This is a genomic window from Pseudomonas sp. B21-051 (assembly GCF_024748795.1).
In the GTDB taxonomy this organism is placed as follows: Bacteria; Pseudomonadota; Gammaproteobacteria; order Pseudomonadales; family Pseudomonadaceae; genus Aquipseudomonas; species Aquipseudomonas putida_A.
Genome location: NZ_CP087166.1, coordinates 860,138 through 883,062 on the forward strand (window position 1 = coordinate 860,138; position 22,925 = coordinate 883,062).

A 22,925-nucleotide genomic window follows, 5' to 3' on the forward strand; every position below is an offset into this window, starting at 1 on the left:
GCGTGGTGATTCGCATATGGCGCTATCGGAGAACTTTTCTGGTGAGATCGGACAGTGTCAGCGCCGGGGGCGGTTGTTAGGCTCAACCCCCACAGCACCTCCAATAAGAATTAAAAGCAATGAAGCTGACCTTTCTCCTGTTGCTGCTTTGTGCAATGGCCCCGACGGCGTGGGGCTGGTCGAACCACACGGTGGGCAGCTATCTGGCGTTGCAGGAACTGCCGGCGCTGCGCGATGCGCCGCCGGTCGAGGTCGAGCCGCTGGAGCGTTTTCTCGCCGAGCAGTATCCGGCCGTGGTCGCGCTGCTGGAGCAACAGGAAAGCTTCGCCCGTGAACACTTCACCCAGTACCCGCCGCGCCCCGACAATCTGAAGTTGCCCGCCGTACCGAGCGACAATCTGCGCCACGATTTTCTCACGGCGTTGCGGCTCAATCCGCGCATTCATCTGGCGATGGTCATTCAGCCGCTGCCGGGTCAAGACCTGCCCGAACGCGAACATCTCAGTGCCGATCAGGTGATGGTCGAGCAGACGCTTTCGCCATGGAATCGCCAGCGTTTCATTCGTGTGGCGGACGGCGAGAAAGTCGCGCCGCTGGCGGTGCTGGCAAGTGCCGCCGACGAGCCGGATTATGGCCACGACATCAACCTGTTCAGCGACAACCCCGGCGAGGTCGGCGCGCTGTACGGCTTTGGCCCGCAGCCGTTTGGCGATGCGCGTTTTCAGTACAGCTCGCAGGCGCCGTTCCACATGGGCTTCTTCCATGAAAGCGCGGTGGTGTATGCCGCTGCCGGATTTCTTCAGCGCAGTTGGCCGGATTGGCGCGCCTATCAGTACCTCGGCCTGGCGCGACTGGCGTTCGCCAGTGGCCATTCTTACTGGGGTTACCGGTTCCTCGGTTGGGGCGTGCACCACGTGCAGGACCTGACCCAGCCGTATCACGCCAAGCCGCTGCCCGGCGTAGAACTGCCGAGTCTGTTGCTGCTGGAAGGCAAGGCGCTGGCCGGTTTTGCCGATGATAAAAAAGCCTCGATCGAGCGCGTCGCCACCCGCCACATGGAAATCGAGAAGTATCAATCGACCTGGCTGCGCCGCGTGCTGCGCACCGGTCAGGCGCATCCGATGCTCGCGGCCTACGCCGATGTCGTTCAAGACCAACAGTATCCGCCGTACTCGGTGGACTACTTGCGCGACGTGGTCAGCGCCGAGTCGGTCGAGGACTCGGCGGCGTTCGATGAAGCCATCGGCCAGTGGCTGGAGACGGCCCCGGTGACCAGCGATTTCAGCAGCGGCAACCAGTTGCAGCGCGAGACGTTCGAGCATCCGGCACTCAATCAGCAGCTGTTCAAACTGCTCGGGCATTTCGGCGCGCATAGCCGGATTTATGTCCGCGCGGGGCTGGCACCGTAGCCATCGCGGCCACGCAAAAAACAATAAGAACAAGGAGGAACCCATGATCAACACTCGATTGCGCCTCACCGGCGTGGCACTTCCCGGTGTCGGCCTGGCAGGGCTGCTGCAACTCTGCGCGGTGGATGCGCTGCAGGCGGCCGAGTTCAGCGTGCTGGACAATCAAGTCACCGGCTCGATCGACACGACCCTGTCCTATGGCCGTTTGTGGCGGGTGCAGGGCCGCGACAAGAACAACGATGACGTCAACACCAACGACGGCAATCGCAACTTCGACACCGGGCTGGTTTCCGAGGTGTACAAGATCACTTCGGAGCTGGAGGCCAACTATCAGAACTACGGGATGTTCCTGCGCGGCACGGCGTTCTACGACACCCAGTTGATGGACAAGCGCAACGATTACTACCGTAACAACAATCCGTCGCAGCCGAGCCAGAGCTATCCGCAGGACGACCGTTTCACCAGCCAGACCCGCGACATCGCCGGCAGCCGGATCGAGATGCTCGACGCCTATGTCTACGGTAACTGGGACGTGGCGCAGATGCCGGTGACCGCACGGGTCGGGCGTCAGGTGTTCAACTGGGGCGAGGGGATTTTCTATCGCGGCGGCGTCAACACCACCAACCCGGTGGACGCGGCGAAATACCGTTTGCCGGGGGCCGAGGTCAAGGAAGTGCTGATGCCGGTGGAGGCCGTGAGCTTCAACATTGGCCTCAGCGATTCGCTGACCCTGGAGAGCTTCTACCAGACCAACTGGAAGGAAACCCGCATCGACCCGGTTGGCACGTTCTACTCGCAGACCGACCTGTTCGCCGATGGCGGCAACACCGGTTACAACAACTTCAGCGGCACTGCGCTCGATACCCCGGTACCCGGCTTTGGCAACGTCATCGGCCTGTACAGCGCATTGGGCAACAACCCGTTGCTCGGCCCGGCGCTGAAAAGCACCGGCCTCTACGCCAACGGTGTGACGCCGGCCTACGGCAACACGCTGAAAGTGGCGTCGATCGGCAAGGACTACAACGCACGCAACGATGACCAGTTCGGCTTCGCTTTCCGCTACATCGCCGAGCAACTCAACAGCACCGAGTTCGGCCTGTACCTGGTCAATTACCACGCCAAGGAACCGACCATTGCCGCTGACCTCGGTGGCTACAAAGGCATCGACATGAATGCCCTGACCAACATGCTCGCCGGTGTCGCCGGCAGTCAGGCCGGGGCGCTGGCCAACGGTCTGGCGACGGCCGATGTGATGGGCAACATTCAGGCGCATCGGCGTTATGCCGAAGACATCCGCATGTACGGTTTCAGCTTCAACACGACTTTGGGTCAGGCCTCGGTGTTCGGCGAGATCGCCTATCGACCGAACCTGCCGATCGGTATCGCCGCGACCAACGACCTGATCGGCGACCTGGCCAACGGCGCCGCTGTGGCGGTGACCGGCAAGCCCGTCAACGTCGGCGGGCAGATGGTCACCCTCGACAGCGAGATCAACAACGCCGAGCGCGTCGAGGCGTTCAACACCTCGCTGGGCAGCATCTACAACTTCGGCCCGACGCTGTCGTTCGACTCGATGTTCGGCATCTTCGAACTGGCCTCCGAACACCTGCGCGGCAGCAGCCTGCAGTACACCGCCTACGACGGCAGCACGCGTTATTACGCCGGTACCGGCAACACCTCTTATGTGTCCGGCGGTGATCGTGACGATCAGGTCAACCGCAACTCCTACAGCTACACGGTGATGTTCAACGGCACCTGGAACGATGTGTACGCCGGGGTCAACGTCTCGCCTTACGTCGTCTACAAGGACGACTTCAAGGGCAACAGCTATCAGGCCGGCAACACCATCGACGGGCGCAAGGCCTACACCCTGGGGATCAAGGCCAACTACCAGAACAAGCTCGAAGCCGAGGTGCAGTACACCAACTTCTGGGGCGGCGGGCAGAACAACGGGATTCGCGACCGCGACAACGTCGGGTTCAACCTCAAGTATTTCCTTTAAGGGACTACACGAGATTTCAGCAACACCTCATCCCCCCTGTGGGAGCGAGCCTGCTCGCGAAGAGGCAGGCATCTTCAACATTGATGTCGACTGATACACCGCTTTCGCGAGCAGGCTCGCTCCCACAGGTTTTTGTACTTTGGAGAAGATCATGTTTCACACTTCAAGCATGACCCGGATTTCGCTGGCGCTGGTTCTGGGCCTCACCGCCGGCAGCGTCCTCGCCGCCATCACCCCACAACAAGCCGAACAACTGAAAACCACCCTCACGCCCATGGGCGCCGAGCGCGCCGGCAACGCCGCCGGCACCATTCCGGCCTGGACGGGGGGCATCACCCAGGCGCCCGCCGGCTACAAACCGGGCCAACATCACCCGGATCCCTATGCGGCGGACAAGCCTTTGTTCACCATCACCAAGGCCAATCTCGACCAGTACAAGGCCCACCTCAGCCCCGGTCAGATCGCGTTGTTCAACAGCTACCCCGACACGTTCCAGATGCCGGTCTATCCATCGCGCCGTTCCGGTTCGGCGCCGCAATGGCTGTACGACAACACCCTGAAGAATGCGACCTCGGCCAAACTGCTGGAGGGCGGCAGCGGATTCGCCGATGCCTACGGTGGCGTGCCGTTCCCGGTGCCCAAGGACGGCATCGAAGTGCTGTGGAACCACATCACCCGTTATCGCGGGATTTACGTGGTGCGCCGCGCGTCGGAAGCGCCGGTGCAGCGCAACGGCAGCTTTGCACTCGTCACCTCGCAGCAGGAGGCGCTGTTCAACTTCTACCGTCCGGGCGGGCAGTACGCCGACCTGAAAAACATCCTGTTCTACTACCTCGCCTTCGTGAAAAGTCCGGCGCGCCTGGCCGGCGGTGCGGCGCTGGTGCACGAGATGCTTGATCAGCTCAAGGACCCGCGTCAGGCCTGGGTCTACGACGCCGGCCAACGCCGCGTGCGCCGTGCGCCGAACCTGGCGTATGACACGCCGATCGCCTCGTCCGATGGCCTGCGCACGGCGGACGATACCGACCTGTTCAACGGCGCACCGGACCGCTACGACTGGAAGCTCAAGGGCAAGCAGGAAATCTACATCCCCTACAACAACTACAAGGTCGGCAGCCCCGACGTGAAGTACGCCCAACTGTTGACCCCCGGCCACCTCAACCCGCAATTCACCCGCTATGAGCTGCACCGCGTGTGGGTGGTCGAAGGCAACCTGAAACCGGGCGCGCGGCATGTCTATTCCAAACGCGTGCTGTTCCTCGACGAGGACAGCTGGGGCGCGGCGCTGGTTGATCAATACGATGGGCGAGGGGAGCTGTGGCGGGTGTCGATGGCCTATCTGAAAAACTTCTACGACCTGCCGACCACCTGGAGCGCACTGGACGTGTTCCACGATCTGCAGGCCCGGCGTTACTACGTGCAGAACCTCGACAACGAAGAAGCCTCCACCGTGGACTTCTCGCAACCGGTGCCGGAAGACGCGTATTTCATGCCCTCGGCGTTGCGCCAGCGTGGGACACGATAGAGGCGTATCACAACCCCTGTAGGAGCTGCCGAAGGCTGCGATCTTTTGACTTTGATTTAAAAAAACAGGATCAAAAGATCGCAGCCTGCGGCAGCTCCTACACAAGGGGGATTGTCTTTGACATTGGGTTGACTGGTCGGACGCCATCGCGGGCAAGCCCGCGATTGGATTTACGCTTTGGCGCTAACTGAAGATCAGACGCGGAAGTGGCTGACCATCTGCTGCAGTGACAATGGCCGTTCGGAAGATTGCCCGGTGTGAGCCAGAAAGGATGTGCTAGCCTGCAATCAATGATTTCATTGATTGCAGGAGGCATCATGGCCAGCATCACCATTCGAAACCTTGATGAGAAGCTCAAGGAACAGTTGCGTATCACCGCTGCTCACAACGGACACTCCATGGAAGAAGAGGCGCGCCTGATTCTCGGTCGAGCCTTGGCAACGGTGGATCGTGCCGGCGGACTTGGAAGCCGGATACGCAACAGATTCAGTGCTCTCGGCGGAGCAGAACTTGATCTGCCAGAGCGCTCAGAGAAAGCCACCGGGGTGGATTTTTCTGAATGATAGTGCTCGATACCAACGTGCTTTCAGAGTTTATGCGTATCGAACCTGAAACCAGGGTGCTGGCCTGGGTTGATGCGCAGCCCGCCATGGATCTGGCCATCAGTGCGATAACGGTGGCTGAGATACTCCACGACATCGCCCGACTTCCCTCAGGCAAACGCAAACAGAATCTTCAAGCTCATGCGATGGCTATGTTCGAGGAAGACTTCGCTGGACGCATTTTGCCGTTCGATGCGCATGCCGCTGTCGAGTACGCGTCACTCGTCGCAGATTGCGAAGCAAAGGGGCGGGCGGTGTCGATGGCAGATGCGCAGATAGCCGCAATCTGCCGGGCTCATGGTGCGGCAATCGCCACGCGGAACGTGAAGGACTTTCAGTTCTCGGGAGTGGAGGTGATTAATCCGTGGGAGGTGTGAGCGGTGGGGCAGTGAGTATGGGGTGGCTGGACTGACGCCATCGCGAGCAAGCCCGCTCCCACAGGTTTTTCGGTCGTTCACATATTTTGTGTTCGACTCGTTTCCTGTGGGAGCGGGCTTGCCCGCGATTCGATTTACGCTTTGCCGCTGACTGAAGATCAGACGCGGAAGTGGCTCACCATCTGCTGCAGCTGACCGCCCAGGCGTGCCAACTCAACGCTGGACGCTGCGGTTTCATCACTGGCGGCGGCGGTCTGTTCCGACACGTCGCGCACGTTGATGATGCTGCGGCTGATTTCTTCGGCCACGGCGCTTTGCTGTTCGGCCGCGGCGGCGATCTGCTGGTTCATCGATTGGATGTTCGACACGGTGCGGGTGATGTTTTCCAGGGAGTCGCCAGCCTTGCGGGTCAGGGCCACGCTGCTGTCGGTCAGGGCGCGGCTGTTGTTCATCACCGCCGCCACTTGCTGGGTGCCGTTCTGCAGACCGGCGACCAGACCTTCGATTTCTTCGGTGGATTTCTGTGTACGCTGCGCCAGACCACGGACTTCGTCGGCAACCACGGCAAAACCACGCCCGGCTTCACCGGCACGTGCCGCTTCGATCGCGGCGTTAAGCGCGAGCAGGTTGGTCTGTTCGGCCACGGCCTTGATCACGTCCATGACGCTGCCGATCTTGTCGCTTTCCTGTTGCAGCACGCTCATGGCTTCGGTGGAACGCACCACTTCGCTGGCCAGACGCTCGATCTGCGCGATGGCTTCATTGACCACTTTGTCGCCTTCACGGGCTTCGCCGTCAGCGGCGGCTGCGGCTTGCGAGGCTTCTTCGGCGTTGCGCGCGACTTCCTGCACGGTGGCGGTCATCTCGTGCATGGCGGTGGCCACCTGGTCGGTCTCGACCTTCTGACTGTTCACGCCCGCGCTGGTCTGCTCGGTCACGGCCGAGAGTTCTTCAGCGGCGCTGGCGATCTGGGTGACGCCGTCGCGGATGCCGCTGATCAGGTCGCGCAGGGTCACGCCCATGCGCGCGATGCCTTGTTGCAGCACGCCGAGTTCGTCGCGGCGGGTGACGGTGACGTTCTGGGTCAGGTCGCCGCTGGCAATGCGCTCGACCACGGCCAGGGTTTCCTGCAACGGACGGGTGATCTGACGGGTGATGATCACTGCGGCAATCACACCGACCAACAGCGCCAGCAGGGTGCTGATCAGCTGGAAGGTGCGGGCCTGGGCGCTTTCGATATCGCGACGGTCGAGCTGGATCTGATACAGCTGCTCGCTGGTGTTGACGATCGCGGTGCCCTGATCGGTCATCTCTTTACGCGCCTGCACTGCTTCGCTGTTGGCGTTCTTGTACGCCTGCAACGCGCTGCGGTAGTTGCTCAGGGCGGTTTCCAGCTGACGCAGGGCGTCTTGCTGGGTGGCGGCGAAATGCACGTTCAGTTGCTTGAGGCTGGCGATCGCTGCGTCCAGTTGGCCGACGGCTTTCTGCTCGGTTTCGGCGTTGGTGGTGGCGGTGTAGCCGCGCACTTCATAGCGCGCCAGGATGAACGCTTCCTTGGCCTGGGTGATGGCCTGGAACTGCTCGAAGCGCTGCTCGCTCATGTCCATCTGCTGCACGCGCTTGCTGATGGTTTCGATCAGGTTGTAAGCGGTGTCGGCGTTAGTGCCCATCACGTCGCGGGCGCTGTTGCCGGTACGGTAGGCGTTGCGCATCTTGTTCAGCGAGGTCTGGTATTCGGCGATAGTCGCGGCCTGCTCTTTCAGCAGTTTGACGTTTTCCGGGCTCTTGAACTTGTTGATCAGCGCTTGTTGTTGCGCGGCGAAGCTTTCGAGGGTGGTTTGTACATTCTGCGCGGCGGTTTCGTCGCCGTTGGTCAGCATGTATTGCAGGCGCACCACGCGCAGCTTGGTCAGACCGGCATTGAGCTGGGTGATGTCGCTCATCCAGTTGCTGCGGTCAATCAGGCCGCCGAGGCTGGTCCAGCCCGTCAGGGCCAGCACGCAGGTCAGGGCCAGGACCAGGCCGAAGCCCAGGCCCAATTTCATGTTCACGCTGATGTTGCCGAACCAGCTATTCATCACAATTCCTCCAGGAACGTAGAGCTACTTGATCGTCGGTCAGGCTGGAAGATTGTTGTTTTTTTGAGCCAGCAAGGGTGTTAGCAGGTCTGTATCGGCCGCAAACACGAGAGCTGAAAGGTTTTTGTCCTACGGAATTTGTAACAAGGGCGCTTCAAGACTTTTTTCACATGCGTTTCACTCGCCACTTACGCCCGCTTCTCTACCCTCGCCGCATCGAATTGACTGTGATGGATGCCGACGAGGCGGCCCGATGTGGAATTGAGACTGAGTCTGTTCGGCGTCAAACGCTCGATTTCCCTGAGCGGATTGGCCCGCTATCGCAATACCTGGGTGGTGCTCGGCGCGTCGCTGCTGGTGATTCCGCTGACACTGTGGCTGCTCGCCCCGGCGGCGGTGCCGGATCTGGCCCATGGCAATGTGTCCGGCGACCGCGCACTGGCGGCCGGGTGGGCCAAGGGCGACATGATCGTGCTGGTGCGTCACGTCGAGCGCTGCGATCACTCGCCGGCGCCGTGCCTGAGTGGCGACGACGGCATCACCGACCGCTCGCGCAGTGTTGCGGTCGGTGTCGGTGCACAGTTTGAGCATCTGGGCCTGAATAACGCCGACATCTACAACAGCCCGATGCTGCGCACCGTGCAGACCGCCGGTTACATGTTCAACCGCGCGGCCAGCGGCGAAGATTGGCTAATCAGCTGCAAGGGCCACATCCTGCAGGAAGCGCTGGCGCACAAGCTTGCGGGGCGCAACCTGATCCTGGTGACCCACAGCGAATGCATGGCGGAGCTGGAAAAGGACTTGAATACACCGGTTTCTGACCCTGGCTACGGTTCCTCACTGTTTGTGTCTGCCGCAAACAAAGCGGACCCGCGGGTGATTGGCTTCATCGAAGCCTCCGACTGGCACTCAGTGAGCACCCGATGAAACGACGTTTGCCAAGCGTCAGCGCAAACAAAACCCGCCAGTGACGGCGGGTTTTTTATTGTGTGGCGGAGGGTCGTCAGTAGCCGACGAAGTAATACGCCTGACGCCCGACCATCATGGTCTTGAGCACTTTGAGTGGTGCGGCGGGTTCGCTGTCTGCCGAGATCACCGCGACGTTCGAGGGCGAGGCGATGAGGAAATCGTGCAGTTGTGCGTCGGTGTCCAGGCCTTTGAGCACACGTTGCGTGTAGAACACGCTGGCGCCGCCGACCCGTTCATTGGCCTGGAACAGTGCGACTTGCTGACCGTTGGCCTGCAAGCTCTGAATGTGTTCGGTCAAAGGCAGGAACGACAACTCCTTGTCGGCGTTGGGTAGTGCCCACTGCGCGGCGCCGAGGTAGCTGGCGATCACCACCGTGAGCAATCCTGCGGCAATCGCCTGACGATGGCGGGCGACTTTTCCGATGAAGCGGTCTGCGTTTTCACGCGCCTGCAAGCGATCGAACAACACCCGTGCGTACTCAGCGGCGATCACCGCCGCCGCCGGGGTCATCGACATCAGGTAGACCGTGCGCTTGCTTGAGGCCAGGGTGAGCATGATGAACTGCGCGACGATCCACAGGCTGAAAAACAACAGGTAACGGTTGGCCTTCAGCTCCTTGCGGAAATGCCACAGTCCCAGATACACCAGAATGTTCCACGGCAGGAACGCTTCCGGCAGTTTGGCCAGATAGTAATAGAACGGCTCGTAATGCCCTGCCTCGACGAACGAGCCGCTGAAGCGACCGACGCTGTTGGTCAGCAGCACTTCAGCGACGGCGTGCGAGCCACCGCGCTGATAGAGCACGGCGAGCCAGATCAGCAATGGAATCAGGCCCACTGCCGTGAGCAGGCCGGGACGCAGCCACGCGTCGATCTTCAGGCGCTTGTCGATCAGGTTGTCGGCCAGCAGGTAGGCGAAAATCACCACCCCCGGCATCGCCAGTCCCAGCACACCCTTGCTCAACGTGGCGACGGCGATGCCGACGATAAACAGCAGCGAGTTAGCCGCGTTCGGTGCGCGTTGCGCCTGAAAGAACGCCAGCAGCGCCGTGGTCACGCCGAGCGCCAGCAGCGCATCTTCGCCGACCCCGCGCACGTTGCTCCAGTAGCTGGCCATGGTTGCCAGCAGAATTCCCGCTGTCCAGGCGACCGCTTGCGGGCGTCCGAAGCGGCGCAACATGCCGTACAGCAGCATCACGCTGAGCAACCCGGCCACCGCCGACGCCAGCCGCACCGCCCATGGCGAAACACCGAACACGCGCATGGCGCCGGCGTCCAGCCACAGGCTCAGCGGTGGCTTTTCCAGAAACGGTTCGCCGAACAGGCGCGGCGTCACCCAGTCATCGTCCAGATGCATCTCCATGGCGATCCCGGCGACCCGGGCCTCGGTAGAGCCTTGCAACTGGTGGTTACCCAAAGCGAAAAAAAACAGCAGGGCGGCGAGTAGAAACAGTGAAGTGGCGGCACGCGGCATGGATTTCAGGCAACCGGAAAGGGCAGGAGCCTTGAGCATACTTCGCCAATGCTTAACAAATTGTGAAACTCATGCCAGTTGACGCGACCAACGCTTCTCCGGCGTTTCAAACAGCGGATTGACCAGCGCCGTCAGCACATGGTCCTGCCAGCGCCCGGCGATATTCAGGTACGCCTTGGCGTAGCCCTCGCGCTCGAAACCCAGGCGCTCCAGCAAGCGCGCACTGCGTTCGTTGCCGGGCATGTAGTTGGCCATGATCCGGTGCAGGTTCTGCGTATCGAACATGTAGCCGATGCCAGCCTCCAGGCCTTCCTGCATCAAACCCTGACCCTGATGCGCGTGGTCAATGTGATAACCCAGATAACAGGCCTGAAACGCCCCGCGAATGATTCCGCTGAAATTACACGCGCCGATCATCTGTTGGCCATCCAGCGTCAGCAGGGCGAAATGCATCGCCAGCCCGGCCTCGAAAGCACTGGCCTGAACTTCAAGGCGTCGACGAATCTGTTCGGTAGAAAAGTATTCGGTGGTGCGAATCGGCGACCAGGGGGCGAGATGGCGCTGGTTGCGTGCATAAAAGTCACTTTCCAGCTCGGCCTGTTCCGGGGCGAGGATGGCGAGCGTCAGGCGTTGGCAGGGCAGGCTCAGAAGTGACATCGGGCGCTCCGGTGGGCAGGGTTGAGGGACAGGATTGATCACGGGATGGAAAAAAACAAACCGGGTGTATCGCTTCGGCAGCAAACGCCAGACAAAAAAAAGCCCGCGGGAGAGCGCGGGCGAACCGTAGTTTCTTGAATGAGCGAGCGGACTGTACCGTGTTGATCGAGCCTGAGCAGTGAAGAAAAATTCATCTCGGCAGCGACCGCTCTGCAACGCCTCAGGGCAGGTGATTCGCGGCGAAATCGGCTTCCGGGTCGGCCGTAACGAACCCGGTCATTTCAGAATTCCGTGACCTTGTCCTCGCGCAAAATCCACCCGGCTTCACCCGCCACCAACGTGTACTGAACCTGACGCATCTTCCCCGTACGACCCGCACCAGCGTCGGCGCTGTCATACACCGGGAAGCGTTGCACCAACGTGTTTTCCACCACGGAAAACGAGTCCTCGCCCTGATAACCCTCCGCGGTTTTCGGGTTGTCGCTGACCGGAGGCAAGTAGATTTCGCTCAGGGATTTCTTTTTATTGGCCGAATAGGCGATCAGTTCGCCCGGCATGCCGCGTCCGGGCGAGCGGGTGAACACATAGAGTTCAGGGGAACCGTCGTTGTTGAGATCGGCGACTTCGGCGCGTACCACCTCACCGCTAAGGGCCTTAATGATGACCGTATTGTCGATCTCCAGCCCCTTGGGAGCGATGTGCAGCGTCGGTTTGCCATCGACCTGCTCGGTGCTGACGTGAAAAGCGATGCCGTGCAATTCCAGCGTCTGGTCGAATGGCTGCTGCCGGCTGATGGCATCGCCATTGACCAGCCTCAGCGACAACTGATAGTTGGCCACTTCATTACGCCGGGCGGCGTTGCGCATGAGGTAGACCTGAACCGTGTACTCGCCGTCGCCGGGCAGTGAACCGAGAAAGTGATTGCCCATGATCGAGCCGTTGAACAGCGCGTAATCGGCACCCTTGGCGAGGATGTTGAAGTAAGCGGAGGTGTTGGACGGTTTGAAGTCGACGGTCAGTATCTGGCCGGCTTTGGCGTTGAATGTGTACTGCGCGGTCTGGTCACCCTTGATCGACTGTTTGCGCTGGATGCTGTCGGCACTGGTTGTGAACGCGATCGGCTCGACGCGCACGGTGGGGGCGTCGGCCGCATGGACGGACAAGGAAATCAGCGCGGCCAGCGCTACGGCAATCCAGCTCTTCATCTTCAACTCCATTGCATCTCGATGTTCGCAGCATAGAGCCTGCTTCGAGCGACCGCCCAGAGATTGCGCGGATTAAATGTTGCTGGATTTGAGCACGTGCCAGAGGCCGTGTTCCCTGACACGAATCAGTTGTTCACATAATTCTCACCTGAGTTTTGCGATGATGGGCGCCGGTATTCCATCGGCCCCAGCGAGTGATCCCGGCATGAATGTGAGCGTTCTCCACGCATTGATTGCGGCGGCGCTGTTTGGCGCCAGTACGCCTCTCGCCAAACTGTTGGGGGTACAGGTTTCGCCGATTCTGCTAGCCGGGTTGCTCTATCTCGGTAGCGGTCTGGGCTTGACCGCCCTGCGTTTTGTCCGCGATCGTGGCTGGAAGCCTTCCGGTCTCGGAGCCGGTGAATGGCCATGGCTGCTCGGTGCCATCGGCTTCGGCGGAGTGCTGGCGCCGGTCGCGCTGATGTTCGGTCTGACCCGAACGTCCGGCGCGAGCTCGTCACTGATGCTCAACCTCGAATCAGTGCTCACGGCGCTGCTGGCGTGGGTGGTGTTCAAGGAAAATGCCGACCGACGAATCGTGATCGGCATGCTCGCCATCGTCGCCGGTGGCGTCGTGCTGTCCTGGCCGCAAGAGGCCGTCTCGGCGCAAGACTGGTCCGGGCCGCTGGCCGTCGCTTTCGCCTGCTTTTGCTGGGCCATCGACAACAACCTCACCCGTAAAGTCTCGGCCTCGGACGCATTGTTCATCGCCGGCAGCAAAGGCCTCGTGGCCGGTCTGGTCAACTGCACATTGGCCCTGTTCATCGGCACCCAACTACCCGCCGCCACCTCGCTGGCGCCGATCATGCTGGTCGGCTTTCTCGGCTACGGCGTCAGCCTGGTAATGTTCGTCCTCGCCCTGCGCGGCCTCGGCAGCGCACGCACCGGCGCCTACTTTTCCACCGCACCGTTTCTCGGCGCAGGCATCTCGATTCTGCTGCTCGGCGAGTCGATATCGCTGATGTTCCTGCTCGCAGCGGCGTTAATGGCTGTGGGGGTATGGATTCATCTGATGGAAAACCATGTTCATGAGCATCAGCACGAACTGCTTGAGCATGATCATCGGCATACACACGATGAGCATCATCAACATACGCATGGGTTTGAGTGGGATGGGGCGGAGCCGCATAGCCATCGGCATGTGCACACGCCGATGCGGCATAGGCATGCGCATTTTCCGGATGTGCATCATCGGCATGGGCATTGATTGAAACTCTGAAGTCTGTTGATTGATGTCATTGTGATATCGTCTCTGTCGATTTCTTCAGTTTTTCATTCGAGTCATTCCATGAAACCAATTTTCCTGTTGTTGCCCATTGTGGCCCTTTTTTCTGCTTTCAGCGTTGCCGCTGCACCTTCGCCGGTGGCGTCGTTTGCCGCTTGTGACGATCATTCCCTGGCAGTCGTGCAATCACCTTTGTTCAAGGATCTGGTGCCGAGCACTGTCGAAAATGGCCAGATCAAATTGTCCGGCGGCACCAAAAGCGATATGGGGCAGCGCTGGATGTTCGCCAAGCCGGTCGAAATTGACGGCATGTCGTTGACCGGCTTCTACGCCGAAGATACAGACCTGATGGGCACTCGCATCATCAGTTGGGGGTTCTACGCCAAACAGACGCCGAATGAACTCCACACCCAGTTGGAAAAAGCGGGCGGGCCGCGTATGGACATGTCGCAGGGACTCTACGCACGCGCGGAAATCTGGTCCCACGGCAAATCCAACTGGCAGCCGGAAGACCCATCCGCAACGGCGGGCAAGCTGGTTGTCGACAGTGCCGAGCGCGTGTTCCTGATCGAGCCTGCTCCGCAAGAGCTGACGACTGGCAGCAAGGGGATGTTTACCTGCTCGATTCAAGGCAAGGTCAATGAGGCAATGCTCAAATCCAGTCGTCCGGATCTGCTCAGCGCGGTTCATTGATTTTGATGAACGCGGGTACGAAAAAGGACGACATCGTGTCGTCCTTTTTTGTGAGTAGGCAGAGCATTGCCAGGGTTGTCGAGTTTGATCGCCTGCAGGCTGTGGGTTTGTGTGCCCGGTTTGGCTGATGTCCAGATGCGACAAAGCCCGCACTAGGCGGGCTTTGTCGTTGAGAGTTGGTGGAGCCGGGGGGATTTGAACCCCCGTCCGCCAGTGCTCCGCTGTCGGTACTACATGCGTAGCCGTGTCTATTAAGTTAACCCTCAGCGACCCGACGGGCAGGGTGCTTTGGGCGAGTTGTGTAAGTTTTAGCCGCTTCGTCCACAACGTACTGCACGGCGATTCTGTTCTATATGACAATCATTTCGGGTTTACAGACATCCCCTGATGATTGCTGGGCCCGAAGGCACCAGGAGTGCATGTCAGCTGCAATTAAGCAGCGAGAGCAGCACCGTATTGGTCGTCATTGGCAACTATAAGAAGTTGCAACAGTGGATTTACGACTTCTGTTACCAAGTCGGCATGCACCTAAAGTTTCGTCACCGGCGTCGAATCCTAATCGGCCCCGAACTCATTGCCTCGTACATCAGGTGAGGCAACAAGCCTGCGCAGTGTACGCCAAACGGCCCCCGAGGCCAACCCGAAGGTTGGCCGGGGCGTGAATCAGTTGTTGGTGCCGGTGGATTTACGCAGTTCCACGATGGTTTGCGAGGTTTCCGCAATGCAGTCGTCGATTTTGCCCTGGGCCTTGAGCGCCTTGGCTTTGGCCACACTGGTTTCAGCGCGCTGAGTCAGTTCTGGATTCGAAGACAGCTGCCCTTTGGCATTGTCGATGGTCTGGATATTGGCATCGCACAGGTCGGCAGGCTTGTCGGCGGCGAACGAGGTGGAGGCCATCATCGAGGCAGTAACGAACAGACCTAACAGTACAGAACGTTTCATGTGTATCTCCTTGAACTGAGGGATCCAGACTGCGCTGGCCGTCAGGACGGGCAACCGAGTGGAAGAAAAGCCCCGATTTTCGGGGTCTGTTCTGTGGACTACGGTCGCACGCAAGGGTTCTATTTTTCTTCAGCAGGCCTTGGCCCGGGTCACCCGATCCACCAGGTAGACCAGCCCGTGATAGTCGATACCGCCGTGTTGCGTCAGGCCGATCTCACAGGTGCGGCTGGTGGAAATGCCTTCGCTGCAATGCTGCACCGCGTCCTTGAGTGTACGCAGCGAATGGCTGTTCAACTCCGGGGTGGTGAAGCCCTTGTCACCGGCAAACCCGCAACAGTGAATGCCTTCAGGAATCACCACGGTTTTGCTGCATTTGCGCGCCAGTTCGATCAGCGCCTGGCTCTCGCCCAGATGCTGGGTGCTGCAGGTCACGTGAACCGCAATCGGTGCTTCTTGCGGGGTGAACTCCAGACGATCGAGAAGATGCGTACGGATGAAGCGCACCGGGTCGTACAGATCCAGGCGAACATTTCCCACATCCTGCACCAGACGCAAGGTGCAGGGGCTGGTGTCGCAGTAGATCGGATCGAGCCCGCCACGACTGGCATGGAGGAGGGCGCTGATGAGTTCCTGGCGTTTGTGTTTGGCCTGTTCGGCGTAGCCTTTGGAGGCAAACGGCTGACCGCAGCAGAGGTTGTCCTGATTGTCCGGGAATACCACTTGGTAACCGGCCTTTTCCAACAGGCCTCGGGTTTTGTCGTAGAGCGACATCTGCTCCTTGTCACCGGCTGCCGGGCCCATCACCCGAGAGACGCACGCCGCCAGATACACCACGCGCGGGCGTTGATTCGACACACTCGGGCTGAAGCGAATGGCTTTTTCCGGCTGCGGCATCGCGTTGGTCCACAGTGGCACCTGGCCTTTGGACAAGCGTGTCAGGGTCGCCGAAAGCTTGGCCAGACGCGGTGCGCCAAGCAGCATTCGTGCGCCGTTGGCCACGTGCAGGGTGAAACGTGCGCCTTGCAGGGTCTTGGCGAAATGTCCTTCGATCCAGTCAGCGGTTTTCTGATGCGTGGCGTTGCGGGCGCGGAGCTTTTTCACCAGCTCGCCGGTATTGATGCCTACGGGGCAACGCTGTGCGCACAACCCGGTCGCCGCGCAGGTTTCGATGCCTTGGTACTCGTAGGCTTGTTCGAGCTCGGTGGTGTCAACGCCGGCGCGTTTCTTCGCCTGAATGTCACGCCAGATCACGATGCGCTGGCGTGGGCTGAGGGTCAGGCCTTTCGACGGGCAGACCGGTTCGCAAAAGCCGCACTCGATGCATTTATCAACAATCTCGTCCGCTGCCGGCAGCGGTTTCAGGTGCTTGAGGTGGATCTGCGGATCTTCGCTGAGCACCACGTCCGGGTTGAGGATGCCGTTGGGGTCGAGCAGACGTTTGAGCTGCCACATCAACTGATAGGCATCGCTGCCCCATTCCAGCTCAACGAACGGCGCCATGTTGCGCCCCGTGCCGTGTTCAGCCTTGAGCGAGCCGCCGAACTCCACCGCCACCAGTTGCGCCACGTCGTCCATGAACGCCTGATAGCGTGCGACTTCTTCCGGACTGTTGAAGCCTTGGGTGAAGACGAAGTGCAGATTGCCTTCCAGTGCGTGTCCGAAAAGGATTGCTTCGTCGTAGGCATGTTTGTCGAACAGCTCGATCAGGCGATTGACACCGATGGCCAGTTGTTCGACCGGGAAGGTCACGTCTTCGATGATCACCGTGGTGCCGGTTTTACGCACGGCGCCGACGGCGGGAAAGGTGTCCTTGCGTATGGCCCAGAGCTTGGCGTTCTCGGCCGGGTCTTCAGTGAAATCGACCTGTTTCTCCACCTGAAAACTGGCCAGCGAAGCCATGATCTGCGCCAGTTGTTCCTGCAGCAAAGTGGAAGAGGCGGCGCGGGATTCGATCAGCAGCGCGCAGGCATTATTCGACAGGTGCTGGACGAAATCCGGCATGCCGGGTTTTTCCTGCACCGAGCGCAGACTGCGCCGATCGAGCAACTCTACGGCAGACACCGGTTGGCTTTTTAGCACCGTGACCGCGTTGCAGCAGGTTTCCACATCCGGGAACACGATCAGCGCCGACGCCTTGTTCGGGTGGTCGATCACCGTGTCGTAGGTCACCGCGCTGATGAAGCCAAGGGTGCCTTCGGAGCCGACCAGTAGATGGCTCAAGATATCCACAGGCTCGTCGAAATCCACCAGGGCGTTGAGAGACAGGCCGGTGGTATTTTTCAGACGGTATTTGTGGCGGATTCTCGCAGCCAGTTCGGCATTGGCGCGGGTCTCTCGGCCCAACGTCGCCAGGCGCTCCAGCAGATCACTGTGGCTTACGCGAAAAGCGGCTACGCTGGCGGCGTCTTCGGTGTCGAGACGGGTGCCGTCGGCGAGTACCAGGCGGATCCCGGCAAGTGTGTGGTAGGTGTTTTGCGCGGTGCCGCAGCACATGCCGCTGGCGTTGTTGGCGACGATGCCGCCGATCTTGCAGGCGTTGATCGACGCCGGGTCCGGGCCGATCTTGCGCCCGAACGGTGCCAGCCACGCGTTGGCCTGCGCGCCGATCACGCCCGGTTGCAGGCGAATCTGCATGCCCTGGCCGCGAATCTCGCGAGCGTTCCAGTTATCCCCAAGCACAATCAGCACCGAATCGCTGATCGCCTGCCCGGACAAACTGGTACCGGCGGCGCGGAAGGTCACCGGGACTTGATCGCGCTGGGCCAGTTTCAGCAGCGCGACCACTTCGTCCTCGGACTCGACGCGGATCACCAGTTTGGGAATCAGCCGATAAAAACTGGCGTCGGTGCCGAAGGCCAGGGTCGACAGTGGATCGTCGAAACGGCGATCCGCAGGAATCAGTTGCTGCGCATCACGCAGGAAATTCACCGGAAGCGTCATTGGTCCTCCAGAATCAGTACCACCAGATCTTTCGGGCCGTGGGCGCCGTAGGCCAGCACTTGTTCGATGTCGGCGGTTTTCGACGGGCCGGACACCAGCAGTGCGTTGGTCGGCATGCCTTGGGCCCACTCGAACTCCTGTTGCACCTGATAGAAGTTGTCGCGGATTTCGCTGGCCTTGAGCAGGGCGAAATGCACCGGCGGCACCAGGCTCATCAGTCGCGGTTCTTCACGGGTGGGCCAGAGGATCAGGCTGCCGGTGGCGGCGATGGCACCGAGGGTGCCAGTAAGGCTGGCCGGGGTGTCGTTGAACAGCTCGGCTTTCCATTCTTCCATCGGCCGGTTGTAGGACTTCAGTGCCGGCAGATCAGGATTGTTCGCCCAGTGCTGTGTGATGCGCTGCCCGTGGGGCGTAGTCGGTGCGATCAGCAGGCTTGGCAGTTGGCGATCACCCAGCAATTGCGCGAGCAGCGCGGGCCAGTCTGCGCCGGTAGTCAGATGGATTTCGGTGTGCACCGCCTCCATCAGTTTGCGCAGTTGCGGAATGCGTTGCTCGGCGCTGTAGGTGTAAGGCTGGGTCACCAGATCGGCGTCGAAGTCGTCGGCAATCGGTGTGGCGCCGGTCAGACTTTTCCGCAGCTTGGCGAGGATATTTTGCTTGGCGCTCATCAGCGGTCTCCCTGTTTGGCCAGATGCTCGCGGGCCATGTCGTGCAGTGAGCGGGCGGCGGGTTTCGGTGCGCTGTGGTTTTGCGTCCACGGGCCGACATTGCTCGGGGTCAGGGCACGCAGGCGCGTGGCGAAGAACCCGAACAACCGATACAGCGTCGGCGAGCTGTTGAGTTTCGCCCAGGCATTCCAGATGAAGCGTTCCTTGCGCGAATACTTGCTGCCCTGGCCGCGCATCACTTGGTGTGGAGCGTCCGGGGCTTTGACGTTTTCTTCGCGCAATCGGCGCAGAATTGCCGGGATCGGAATTTTCACCGGGCACACTTCACCGCAGGCACCGCACAACGACGAAGCGCTCGGGTGATCCGGGACTTTCGCCAGACCGACCATGTGCGGCGTGATGATTTTGCCGATCGGTCCCGGGTAAACCTCGCCATAGGTGTGACCACCGACGCGGGTGTAAACCGGGCAATGGTTCATGCAGGCACCGCAGCGGATGCAGTTGAGGGTCTGGCGCAGTTCGCTGTCGGCGAAGGCCTGGCTGCGACCGTTATCGAGCAGCACCAGATGCACTTCCTGCGGGCCGTCGAGTTCATGTTCCTTGCGCGGGCCGGAGATCATGTTGACGTAAGTGGTGATCGGAATGCCCAGCGCCGAGCGGGTCAGCAGCGACAACAGCGGCACCACGTCGCGCAGGTTTTCCACGACCTTTTCGATGCCGGTAACGGCGATGTGCACCGGCGGTACGGTGGTGGTCATGCGTCCGTTGCCTTCGTTTTCCACCAGCAGCAGGGTGCCGGTTTCGGCCACGGCGAAGTTGACGCCGGAAACGCCGATGTCCGCTTCGAAGAATTTCTGCCGCAGGACTCTGCGACCGATCTGAATGAGTTGGTCAACGTCCTTGGTGTACTCCACGCCAAGTTTGTCGTGGAACAAGGACGCGACCTGACCGGCATTCTTGTGGATCGCCGGCATAATGATGTGTGAAGGCTTCTCGTGGTCGAGCTGGACGATGTATTCCCCCATGTCGGACTCCAGGCATTCAACACCTTGAGCCTCGAGGAAATGGTTCATCTCCATCTCTTCGCTGACCATCGATTTGCCCTTGATCACTTGCCGCGCCTCATGAGCGCGGATGATCGACAGGACGATGCCATTGGCCTCGTCCACCGTTTCCGCCCAGTGCACTGTCACACCGTTGCGGGTCAGGTTCTGTTCCAGTTGCTCGAGCAGGTCGGGCAACTTGGAGAGCGCACGCGCCCTGATCGAGTTGCCCAGGGCGCGCAAGTGTTCTCTTTCGTGGGCATCGCTGAAAGCCGCTGCCCGCTTGGTCATCAGTGAATCCATCGCAGTGCGGAAGTTGTTCCGTAACTGCTGATCACCCAGGGCGTTGTGTGCTCGGGTGCGGAAATCTTCTACGGCAACCGTAGGAATAATCGTCGAGGTGCTCATTGCGCACCTCCGGTTCGTTGCCAGAGGAAGCTGGCGAGATGTTGCCCGCGCAGCGCTTCTTTTTGTTTCTCCAATGCGCCGTTGATGTTCATCAAGCAGCCACAGTCGGCGCTCAACACCTTATGCGCACCGGATTCCTTCAACGCCCGGGTCTTGTCCGCCACCATCGCGCCGGAAATGTCTGGCATACGGACGCTGAATGTCCCACCGAAGCCACAGCATTCGCTTTCGTGGTCGTGGTTGACCCGTTCCACGTTGCTCAACTGCGCCAACAACTCGCGGCCGTGCAAGTGGGTGTTCATCTCGCGGCGTGCCGAACACGAGGTGTGCAGCGCGACTTTGACCGGCTCGCCGCTGTCCTTGAGCTGCACCTTGCAGACGAACAGCAGGAACTCGGCGAGTTCATAGGTGCGGGCCGCGAGGGCCTGAACCTGTTTCAACGTTTGCGGCTCGTCCTTGAACAAGTCCGCGTAATGCTCGCGCAGCATGCCGGCGCAGGAGCCCGACGGCACCACCACCGGATAATCCCCGGCAAACAACGCCAGTTGCGAGCGCGCGACCGTCCGCGCCTGCTCGGTGTAACCCGAGGTGTAGGCCGGTTGCCCGCAGCAGCTCTGCCCTTGCGGGTACTCGACCTTTATCCCTTCACGCTCCAGCAAGTGGATCGCGTCCATCCCGGCTTCGGGGTAGAACAGGTCGACCACGCAAGTGCCGAACAGGTAGACCCGCGACGGTTTCTCGCTGGGGTATTGCCGAGGTTCGGGCAGTGGCGGTGCGACGCGAGTGGCGTTGGGCACAGCGTTGTAAAAAAGCTCGCTCATCAGGCGTGTCTCCGGGTGGGCCCGGTTATCCGTCTGTGGCGGCTGCTGAATATAAAGAGCCTTGCTTTCAGCAGCCTTACAGACCGGGTGGTGAATTGCTGACGCCGGAATCACGAACCGGCGTCGGTTATTTCCGTTTTGTTTATAGGTTTAGTGCACCAGCATGCCGGTGAACCAGTAAGCCTGAGCCAGAGTGATCAGGCCGACAATCGTGGCAAAGAATAGGCTGTGCTTGAGGGTGAAGCGGAACAGATCCGATTCCTTGCCCACCAGCCCGGTTGCAGCGCAGGCCACGGCAATCGATTGCGGCGAAATCATTTTGCCGGTCACGCCACCGCTGGTGTTGGCCGCCACCAGCAAGGTGTCGTTGACGCCGATCTGGTGTGCGGTGGTCGCCTGCAGCGAACTGAACAGCGCGTTGGACGAAGTATCGGAGCCGGTGAGGAACACGCCCAGCCAGCCGAGGAACGGCGAGAAGAACGGGAAGGCTGCGCCGGTCGCGGCCAAGACCAGCGCCATGGTCGAAGACATGCCCGAGTAGTTGGTGACGAAGGCGAACGCCAGCACCATGCCGATCGACAGAATAGGCCAGCGCAGTTCGTAGAAGGTCTCTTTTAAAGTGGTCAGACCAGTTTTGAAATTGATCTTCAACACTAGCATCGAGATCAGCGCGGAGAAGAAAATCGCGGTGCCTGTCGCGGAAATCGGGTCGAGTTTGAACACCGCCGGAATCGCAGTCGGGGTGGCGACGATCGGGGCGGTCTTGATCACCAGTTGATCAAGGTGCGGGATGGCAAAGTTGAACACCCAGGCGTACATCGAACCGCCGGCGGCAAACATGGCCTTGAACGGCTTGAGGGTCCAGATGGTTACCAGCACGGTAAGGATCAGGAACGGCGACCAGGCGATGAAAATTTCCCAGAGGCTGTAAGGCGATGCCACGGTGCTGCGCTTCTGGCCGAAACCTCCTGCGCTGGCGGTTACCACAGAGGCCGAAACGGCGCCGGCAATATGTTGACCGGCGGCGCGTTTGGGCTGCCAGACTTTGAGGAACAGGGTCAGGGAAATCAGGCTGGCCAGGGCCGAGGTGATGTCCGGCAGCTCCGGGCCGATGAAGTTCGAGGTGAAGTACTGGGTCACGGCGAAGCTCAGGCCTGCGACCAGTGCTGCCGGCCAGGTCTCCCGCACGCCGCGCAGGCCGTCCATCATGAACACCAGCCAGAACGGCACGAACAGCGACAGCAGCGGCAGTTGGCGACCGGTCATGGCGCCGATCTTGAACGCGTCGATGCCAGTCACCTGGCCGGCCACGATGATCGGAATCCCCAGCGCGCCGAACGCAACCGGCGCGGTATTGGCAATCAGGCACAGGCCAGCGGCGTACAGCGGGTTGAAGCCGAGACCGACCAGCAGCGCGGCGGTAATCGCTACCGGCGCGCCGAAGCCGGCGGCACCTTCCAGAAACGCACCGAAGCAGAAACCGATCAGCAGCACCTGCAAGCGCTGGTCGTCAGTGATCGACAGCACCGAACTGCGAATGACCTCGAACTGACCACTCTTGACCGTCAGTTTGTAGAGGAACACCGCCGCAACAATGATCCAGGCAATCGGCCACAGACCATAGGCAAAGCCGTATCCAGCAGCGGCGAAGGCCATGTCGACAGGCATGTGGAAGGCGAAAATTGCCACGGCAATCGACAGGGCGAGCGTGATGCTGCCGGCCACATGCCCCTTGAGGCGGAACACCGCAAGCGCGAGGAAGAAGAAAACGATGGGGATGACGGCCGCAAGTGCGGAGACGCCGAGACTGCCGAGCGGGGTATAGAGCTGTTGCCAGGTTTGCATATG

General features: G+C 60.5%; 18 protein-coding genes, 1 other RNA gene and 1 pseudogene. 8 read left to right on the forward strand and 12 right to left on the reverse strand.

Annotated features, from left to right (window positions below):
* The first annotated feature begins 119 nt into the window (after window positions 1–119).
* The 5 genes from LOY52_RS03690 (at window position 120) to LOY52_RS03710 (ending at window position 5,915) form a co-directional block, all read left to right on the forward strand.
* Window positions 120–1,409, forward strand: a complete 1,290-nt coding sequence (locus LOY52_RS03690) for a phospholipase (protein ID WP_258678240.1) — start codon at window positions 120–122, stop codon at window positions 1,407–1,409.
* A gap of 43 nt (window positions 1,410–1,452) precedes the next feature.
* Window positions 1,453–3,411, forward strand: a complete 1,959-nt coding sequence (locus tag LOY52_RS03695; RefSeq protein ID WP_258678241.1) for a DUF1302 domain-containing protein — start codon at window positions 1,453–1,455, stop codon at window positions 3,409–3,411.
* Window positions 3,412–3,562: 151 nt separating this feature from the next.
* Window positions 3,563–4,936, forward strand: coding sequence for a DUF1329 domain-containing protein (locus tag LOY52_RS03700; protein WP_258678242.1), 1,374 nt, complete (start codon window positions 3,563–3,565; stop codon window positions 4,934–4,936).
* Between the two features lie 317 nt (window positions 4,937–5,253).
* Window positions 5,254–5,499, forward strand: coding sequence for a FitA-like ribbon-helix-helix domain-containing protein (locus LOY52_RS03705; protein ID WP_027614126.1), 246 nt, complete (start codon window positions 5,254–5,256; stop codon window positions 5,497–5,499).
* Entirely contained in the window at window positions 5,496–5,915 is a 420-nt protein-coding gene (locus tag LOY52_RS03710; protein ID WP_258678243.1) for a type II toxin-antitoxin system VapC family toxin, read from the forward strand. Before LOY52_RS03705 ends, LOY52_RS03710 begins: the two co-directional genes overlap by 4 nt.
* A 158-nt stretch (window positions 5,916–6,073) precedes the next feature.
* Here the strand turns inward: LOY52_RS03710 and LOY52_RS27385 are convergent, their stop codons facing one another.
* Window positions 6,074–6,937, reverse strand: a complete 864-nt coding sequence (locus tag LOY52_RS27385; protein ID WP_371260362.1) for a methyl-accepting chemotaxis protein — start codon at window positions 6,935–6,937, stop codon at window positions 6,074–6,076.
* 42 nt (window positions 6,938–6,979) lie between these two features.
* Window positions 6,980–7,993, reverse strand: a pseudogene (locus LOY52_RS27390) (methyl-accepting chemotaxis protein); the annotation flags it as partial.
* Window positions 7,994–8,248: 255 nt separating this feature from the next.
* Here LOY52_RS27390 and LOY52_RS03720 point away from each other — a divergent pair.
* Entirely contained in the window at window positions 8,249–8,920 is a 672-nt protein-coding gene (locus LOY52_RS03720) for a histidine phosphatase family protein (RefSeq protein WP_258678244.1), read from the forward strand.
* Window positions 8,921–8,996: 76 nt separating this feature from the next.
* Here LOY52_RS03720 and LOY52_RS03725 read toward each other — a convergent pair whose 3' ends face one another.
* The 3 genes from LOY52_RS03725 to LOY52_RS03735 form a co-directional block, all read right to left on the reverse strand.
* Window positions 8,997–10,475 carry a glycosyltransferase family 39 protein gene (locus LOY52_RS03725; protein WP_258678245.1) on the reverse strand — a complete coding sequence of 493 codons (1,479 nt, stop codon included), beginning with the start codon at window positions 10,473–10,475 and terminating at the stop codon, window positions 8,997–8,999.
* Window positions 10,476–10,505: 30 nt separating this feature from the next.
* Window positions 10,506–11,093: a ribosomal protein S5-alanine N-acetyltransferase gene (rimJ, locus tag LOY52_RS03730; protein ID WP_247267950.1), complete on the reverse strand. Its 588-nt coding sequence runs from the start codon at window positions 11,091–11,093 to the stop codon at window positions 10,506–10,508.
* Window positions 11,094–11,374: 281 nt separating this feature from the next.
* Window positions 11,375–12,298: a hypothetical protein gene (locus LOY52_RS03735; protein ID WP_258678246.1), complete on the reverse strand. Its 924-nt coding sequence runs from the start codon at window positions 12,296–12,298 to the stop codon at window positions 11,375–11,377.
* A gap of 205 nt (window positions 12,299–12,503) precedes the next feature.
* On the opposite strand from LOY52_RS03735, the gene LOY52_RS03740 reads away from it, so the two are divergent.
* Both LOY52_RS03740 and LOY52_RS03745 read left to right on the forward strand, forming a co-directional pair.
* Complete coding sequence (locus LOY52_RS03740; RefSeq protein ID WP_258678247.1) at window positions 12,504–13,544, forward strand: DMT family transporter; 1,041 nt, start codon at window positions 12,504–12,506, stop codon at window positions 13,542–13,544.
* A gap of 18 nt (window positions 13,545–13,562) precedes the next feature.
* Window positions 13,563–14,255 carry a hypothetical protein gene (locus tag LOY52_RS03745; protein WP_258678249.1) on the forward strand — a complete coding sequence of 231 codons (693 nt, stop codon included), beginning with the start codon at window positions 13,563–13,565 and terminating at the stop codon, window positions 14,253–14,255.
* Window positions 14,256–14,432: 177 nt separating this feature from the next.
* Here LOY52_RS03745 and ssrA read toward each other — a convergent pair.
* The 7 genes from ssrA to LOY52_RS03780 all read right to left on the reverse strand — a co-directional run bounded on the left by ssrA (window position 14,433) and on the right by LOY52_RS03780 (window position 22,922).
* Window positions 14,433–14,822: a transfer-messenger RNA gene (gene ssrA / locus LOY52_RS03750) on the reverse strand.
* 96 nt (window positions 14,823–14,918) lie between these two features.
* Window positions 14,919–15,197: a hypothetical protein gene (locus LOY52_RS03755; RefSeq protein ID WP_123587312.1), complete on the reverse strand. Its 279-nt coding sequence runs from the start codon at window positions 15,195–15,197 to the stop codon at window positions 14,919–14,921.
* A 129-nt stretch (window positions 15,198–15,326) separates the two neighbouring features.
* A complete protein-coding gene (locus LOY52_RS03760) occupies window positions 15,327–18,137 on the reverse strand; it encodes an FAD-binding and (Fe-S)-binding domain-containing protein (protein ID WP_258678251.1) in 2,811 nt (936 codons plus the stop codon).
* Window positions 18,134–18,805: a lactate utilization protein gene (locus LOY52_RS03765; protein ID WP_258678252.1), complete on the reverse strand. Its 672-nt coding sequence runs from the start codon at window positions 18,803–18,805 to the stop codon at window positions 18,134–18,136. Before LOY52_RS03765 ends, LOY52_RS03760 begins: the two co-directional genes overlap by 4 nt.
* On the reverse strand, window positions 18,805–20,256 hold the full coding sequence (locus LOY52_RS03770; protein WP_258678254.1) for a LutB/LldF family L-lactate oxidation iron-sulfur protein: 1,452 nt from the start codon (window positions 20,254–20,256) through the stop codon (window positions 18,805–18,807). Before LOY52_RS03770 ends, LOY52_RS03765 begins: the two co-directional genes overlap by 1 nt.
* A complete protein-coding gene (locus LOY52_RS03775) occupies window positions 20,253–21,077 on the reverse strand; it encodes a (Fe-S)-binding protein (RefSeq protein WP_258678255.1) in 825 nt (274 codons plus the stop codon). The genes LOY52_RS03770 and LOY52_RS03775 overlap by 4 nt, the downstream gene beginning before the upstream one ends.
* Before the next feature lie 150 nt (window positions 21,078–21,227).
* Window positions 21,228–22,922 (reverse strand): lactate permease LctP family transporter, encoded by a 1,695-nt coding sequence (locus LOY52_RS03780; RefSeq protein WP_027610771.1) that lies wholly within the window; start codon window positions 22,920–22,922, stop codon window positions 21,228–21,230.
* Window positions 22,923–22,925: the final 3 nt, after the last annotated feature.

Bases quoted from the DNA above. Each gene is read 5' to 3' on its own strand.
- LOY52_RS03780 (WP_027610771.1), bottom strand. From the start codon at position 22,922: ATGCAAACCTGGCAACAGCTCTATACCCCGCTCGGCAGTCTCGGCGTC.
- rimJ (WP_247267950.1), bottom strand. From the start codon at position 11,093: ATGTCACTTCTGAGCCTGCCCTGCCAACGCCTGACGCTCGCCATCCTC.
- LOY52_RS03765 (WP_258678252.1), bottom strand. From the start codon at position 18,805: ATGAGCGCCAAGCAAAATATCCTCGCCAAGCTGCGGAAAAGTCTGACC.
- LOY52_RS03690 (WP_258678240.1), top strand. From the start codon at position 120: ATGAAGCTGACCTTTCTCCTGTTGCTGCTTTGTGCAATGGCCCCGACG.
- LOY52_RS03700 (WP_258678242.1), top strand. From the start codon at position 3,563: ATGTTTCACACTTCAAGCATGACCCGGATTTCGCTGGCGCTGGTTCTG.
- LOY52_RS03705 (WP_027614126.1), top strand. From the start codon at position 5,254: ATGGCCAGCATCACCATTCGAAACCTTGATGAGAAGCTCAAGGAACAG.
- LOY52_RS03695 (WP_258678241.1), top strand. From the start codon at position 1,453: ATGATCAACACTCGATTGCGCCTCACCGGCGTGGCACTTCCCGGTGTC.
- LOY52_RS27385 (WP_371260362.1), bottom strand. From the start codon at position 6,937: ATGGGCGTGACCCTGCGCGACCTGATCAGCGGCATCCGCGACGGCGTC.
- LOY52_RS03760 (WP_258678251.1), bottom strand. From the start codon at position 18,137: ATGACGCTTCCGGTGAATTTCCTGCGTGATGCGCAGCAACTGATTCCT.
- LOY52_RS03725 (WP_258678245.1), bottom strand. From the start codon at position 10,475: ATGCTCAAGGCTCCTGCCCTTTCCGGTTGCCTGAAATCCATGCCGCGT.
- LOY52_RS03770 (WP_258678254.1), bottom strand. From the start codon at position 20,256: ATGAGCACCTCGACGATTATTCCTACGGTTGCCGTAGAAGATTTCCGC.
- LOY52_RS03735 (WP_258678246.1), bottom strand. From the start codon at position 12,298: ATGAAGAGCTGGATTGCCGTAGCGCTGGCCGCGCTGATTTCCTTGTCC.
- LOY52_RS03740 (WP_258678247.1), top strand. From the start codon at position 12,504: ATGAATGTGAGCGTTCTCCACGCATTGATTGCGGCGGCGCTGTTTGGC.
- LOY52_RS03710 (WP_258678243.1), top strand. From the start codon at position 5,496: ATGATAGTGCTCGATACCAACGTGCTTTCAGAGTTTATGCGTATCGAA.
- LOY52_RS03755 (WP_123587312.1), bottom strand. From the start codon at position 15,197: ATGAAACGTTCTGTACTGTTAGGTCTGTTCGTTACTGCCTCGATGATG.
- LOY52_RS03775 (WP_258678255.1), bottom strand. From the start codon at position 21,077: ATGAGCGAGCTTTTTTACAACGCTGTGCCCAACGCCACTCGCGTCGCA.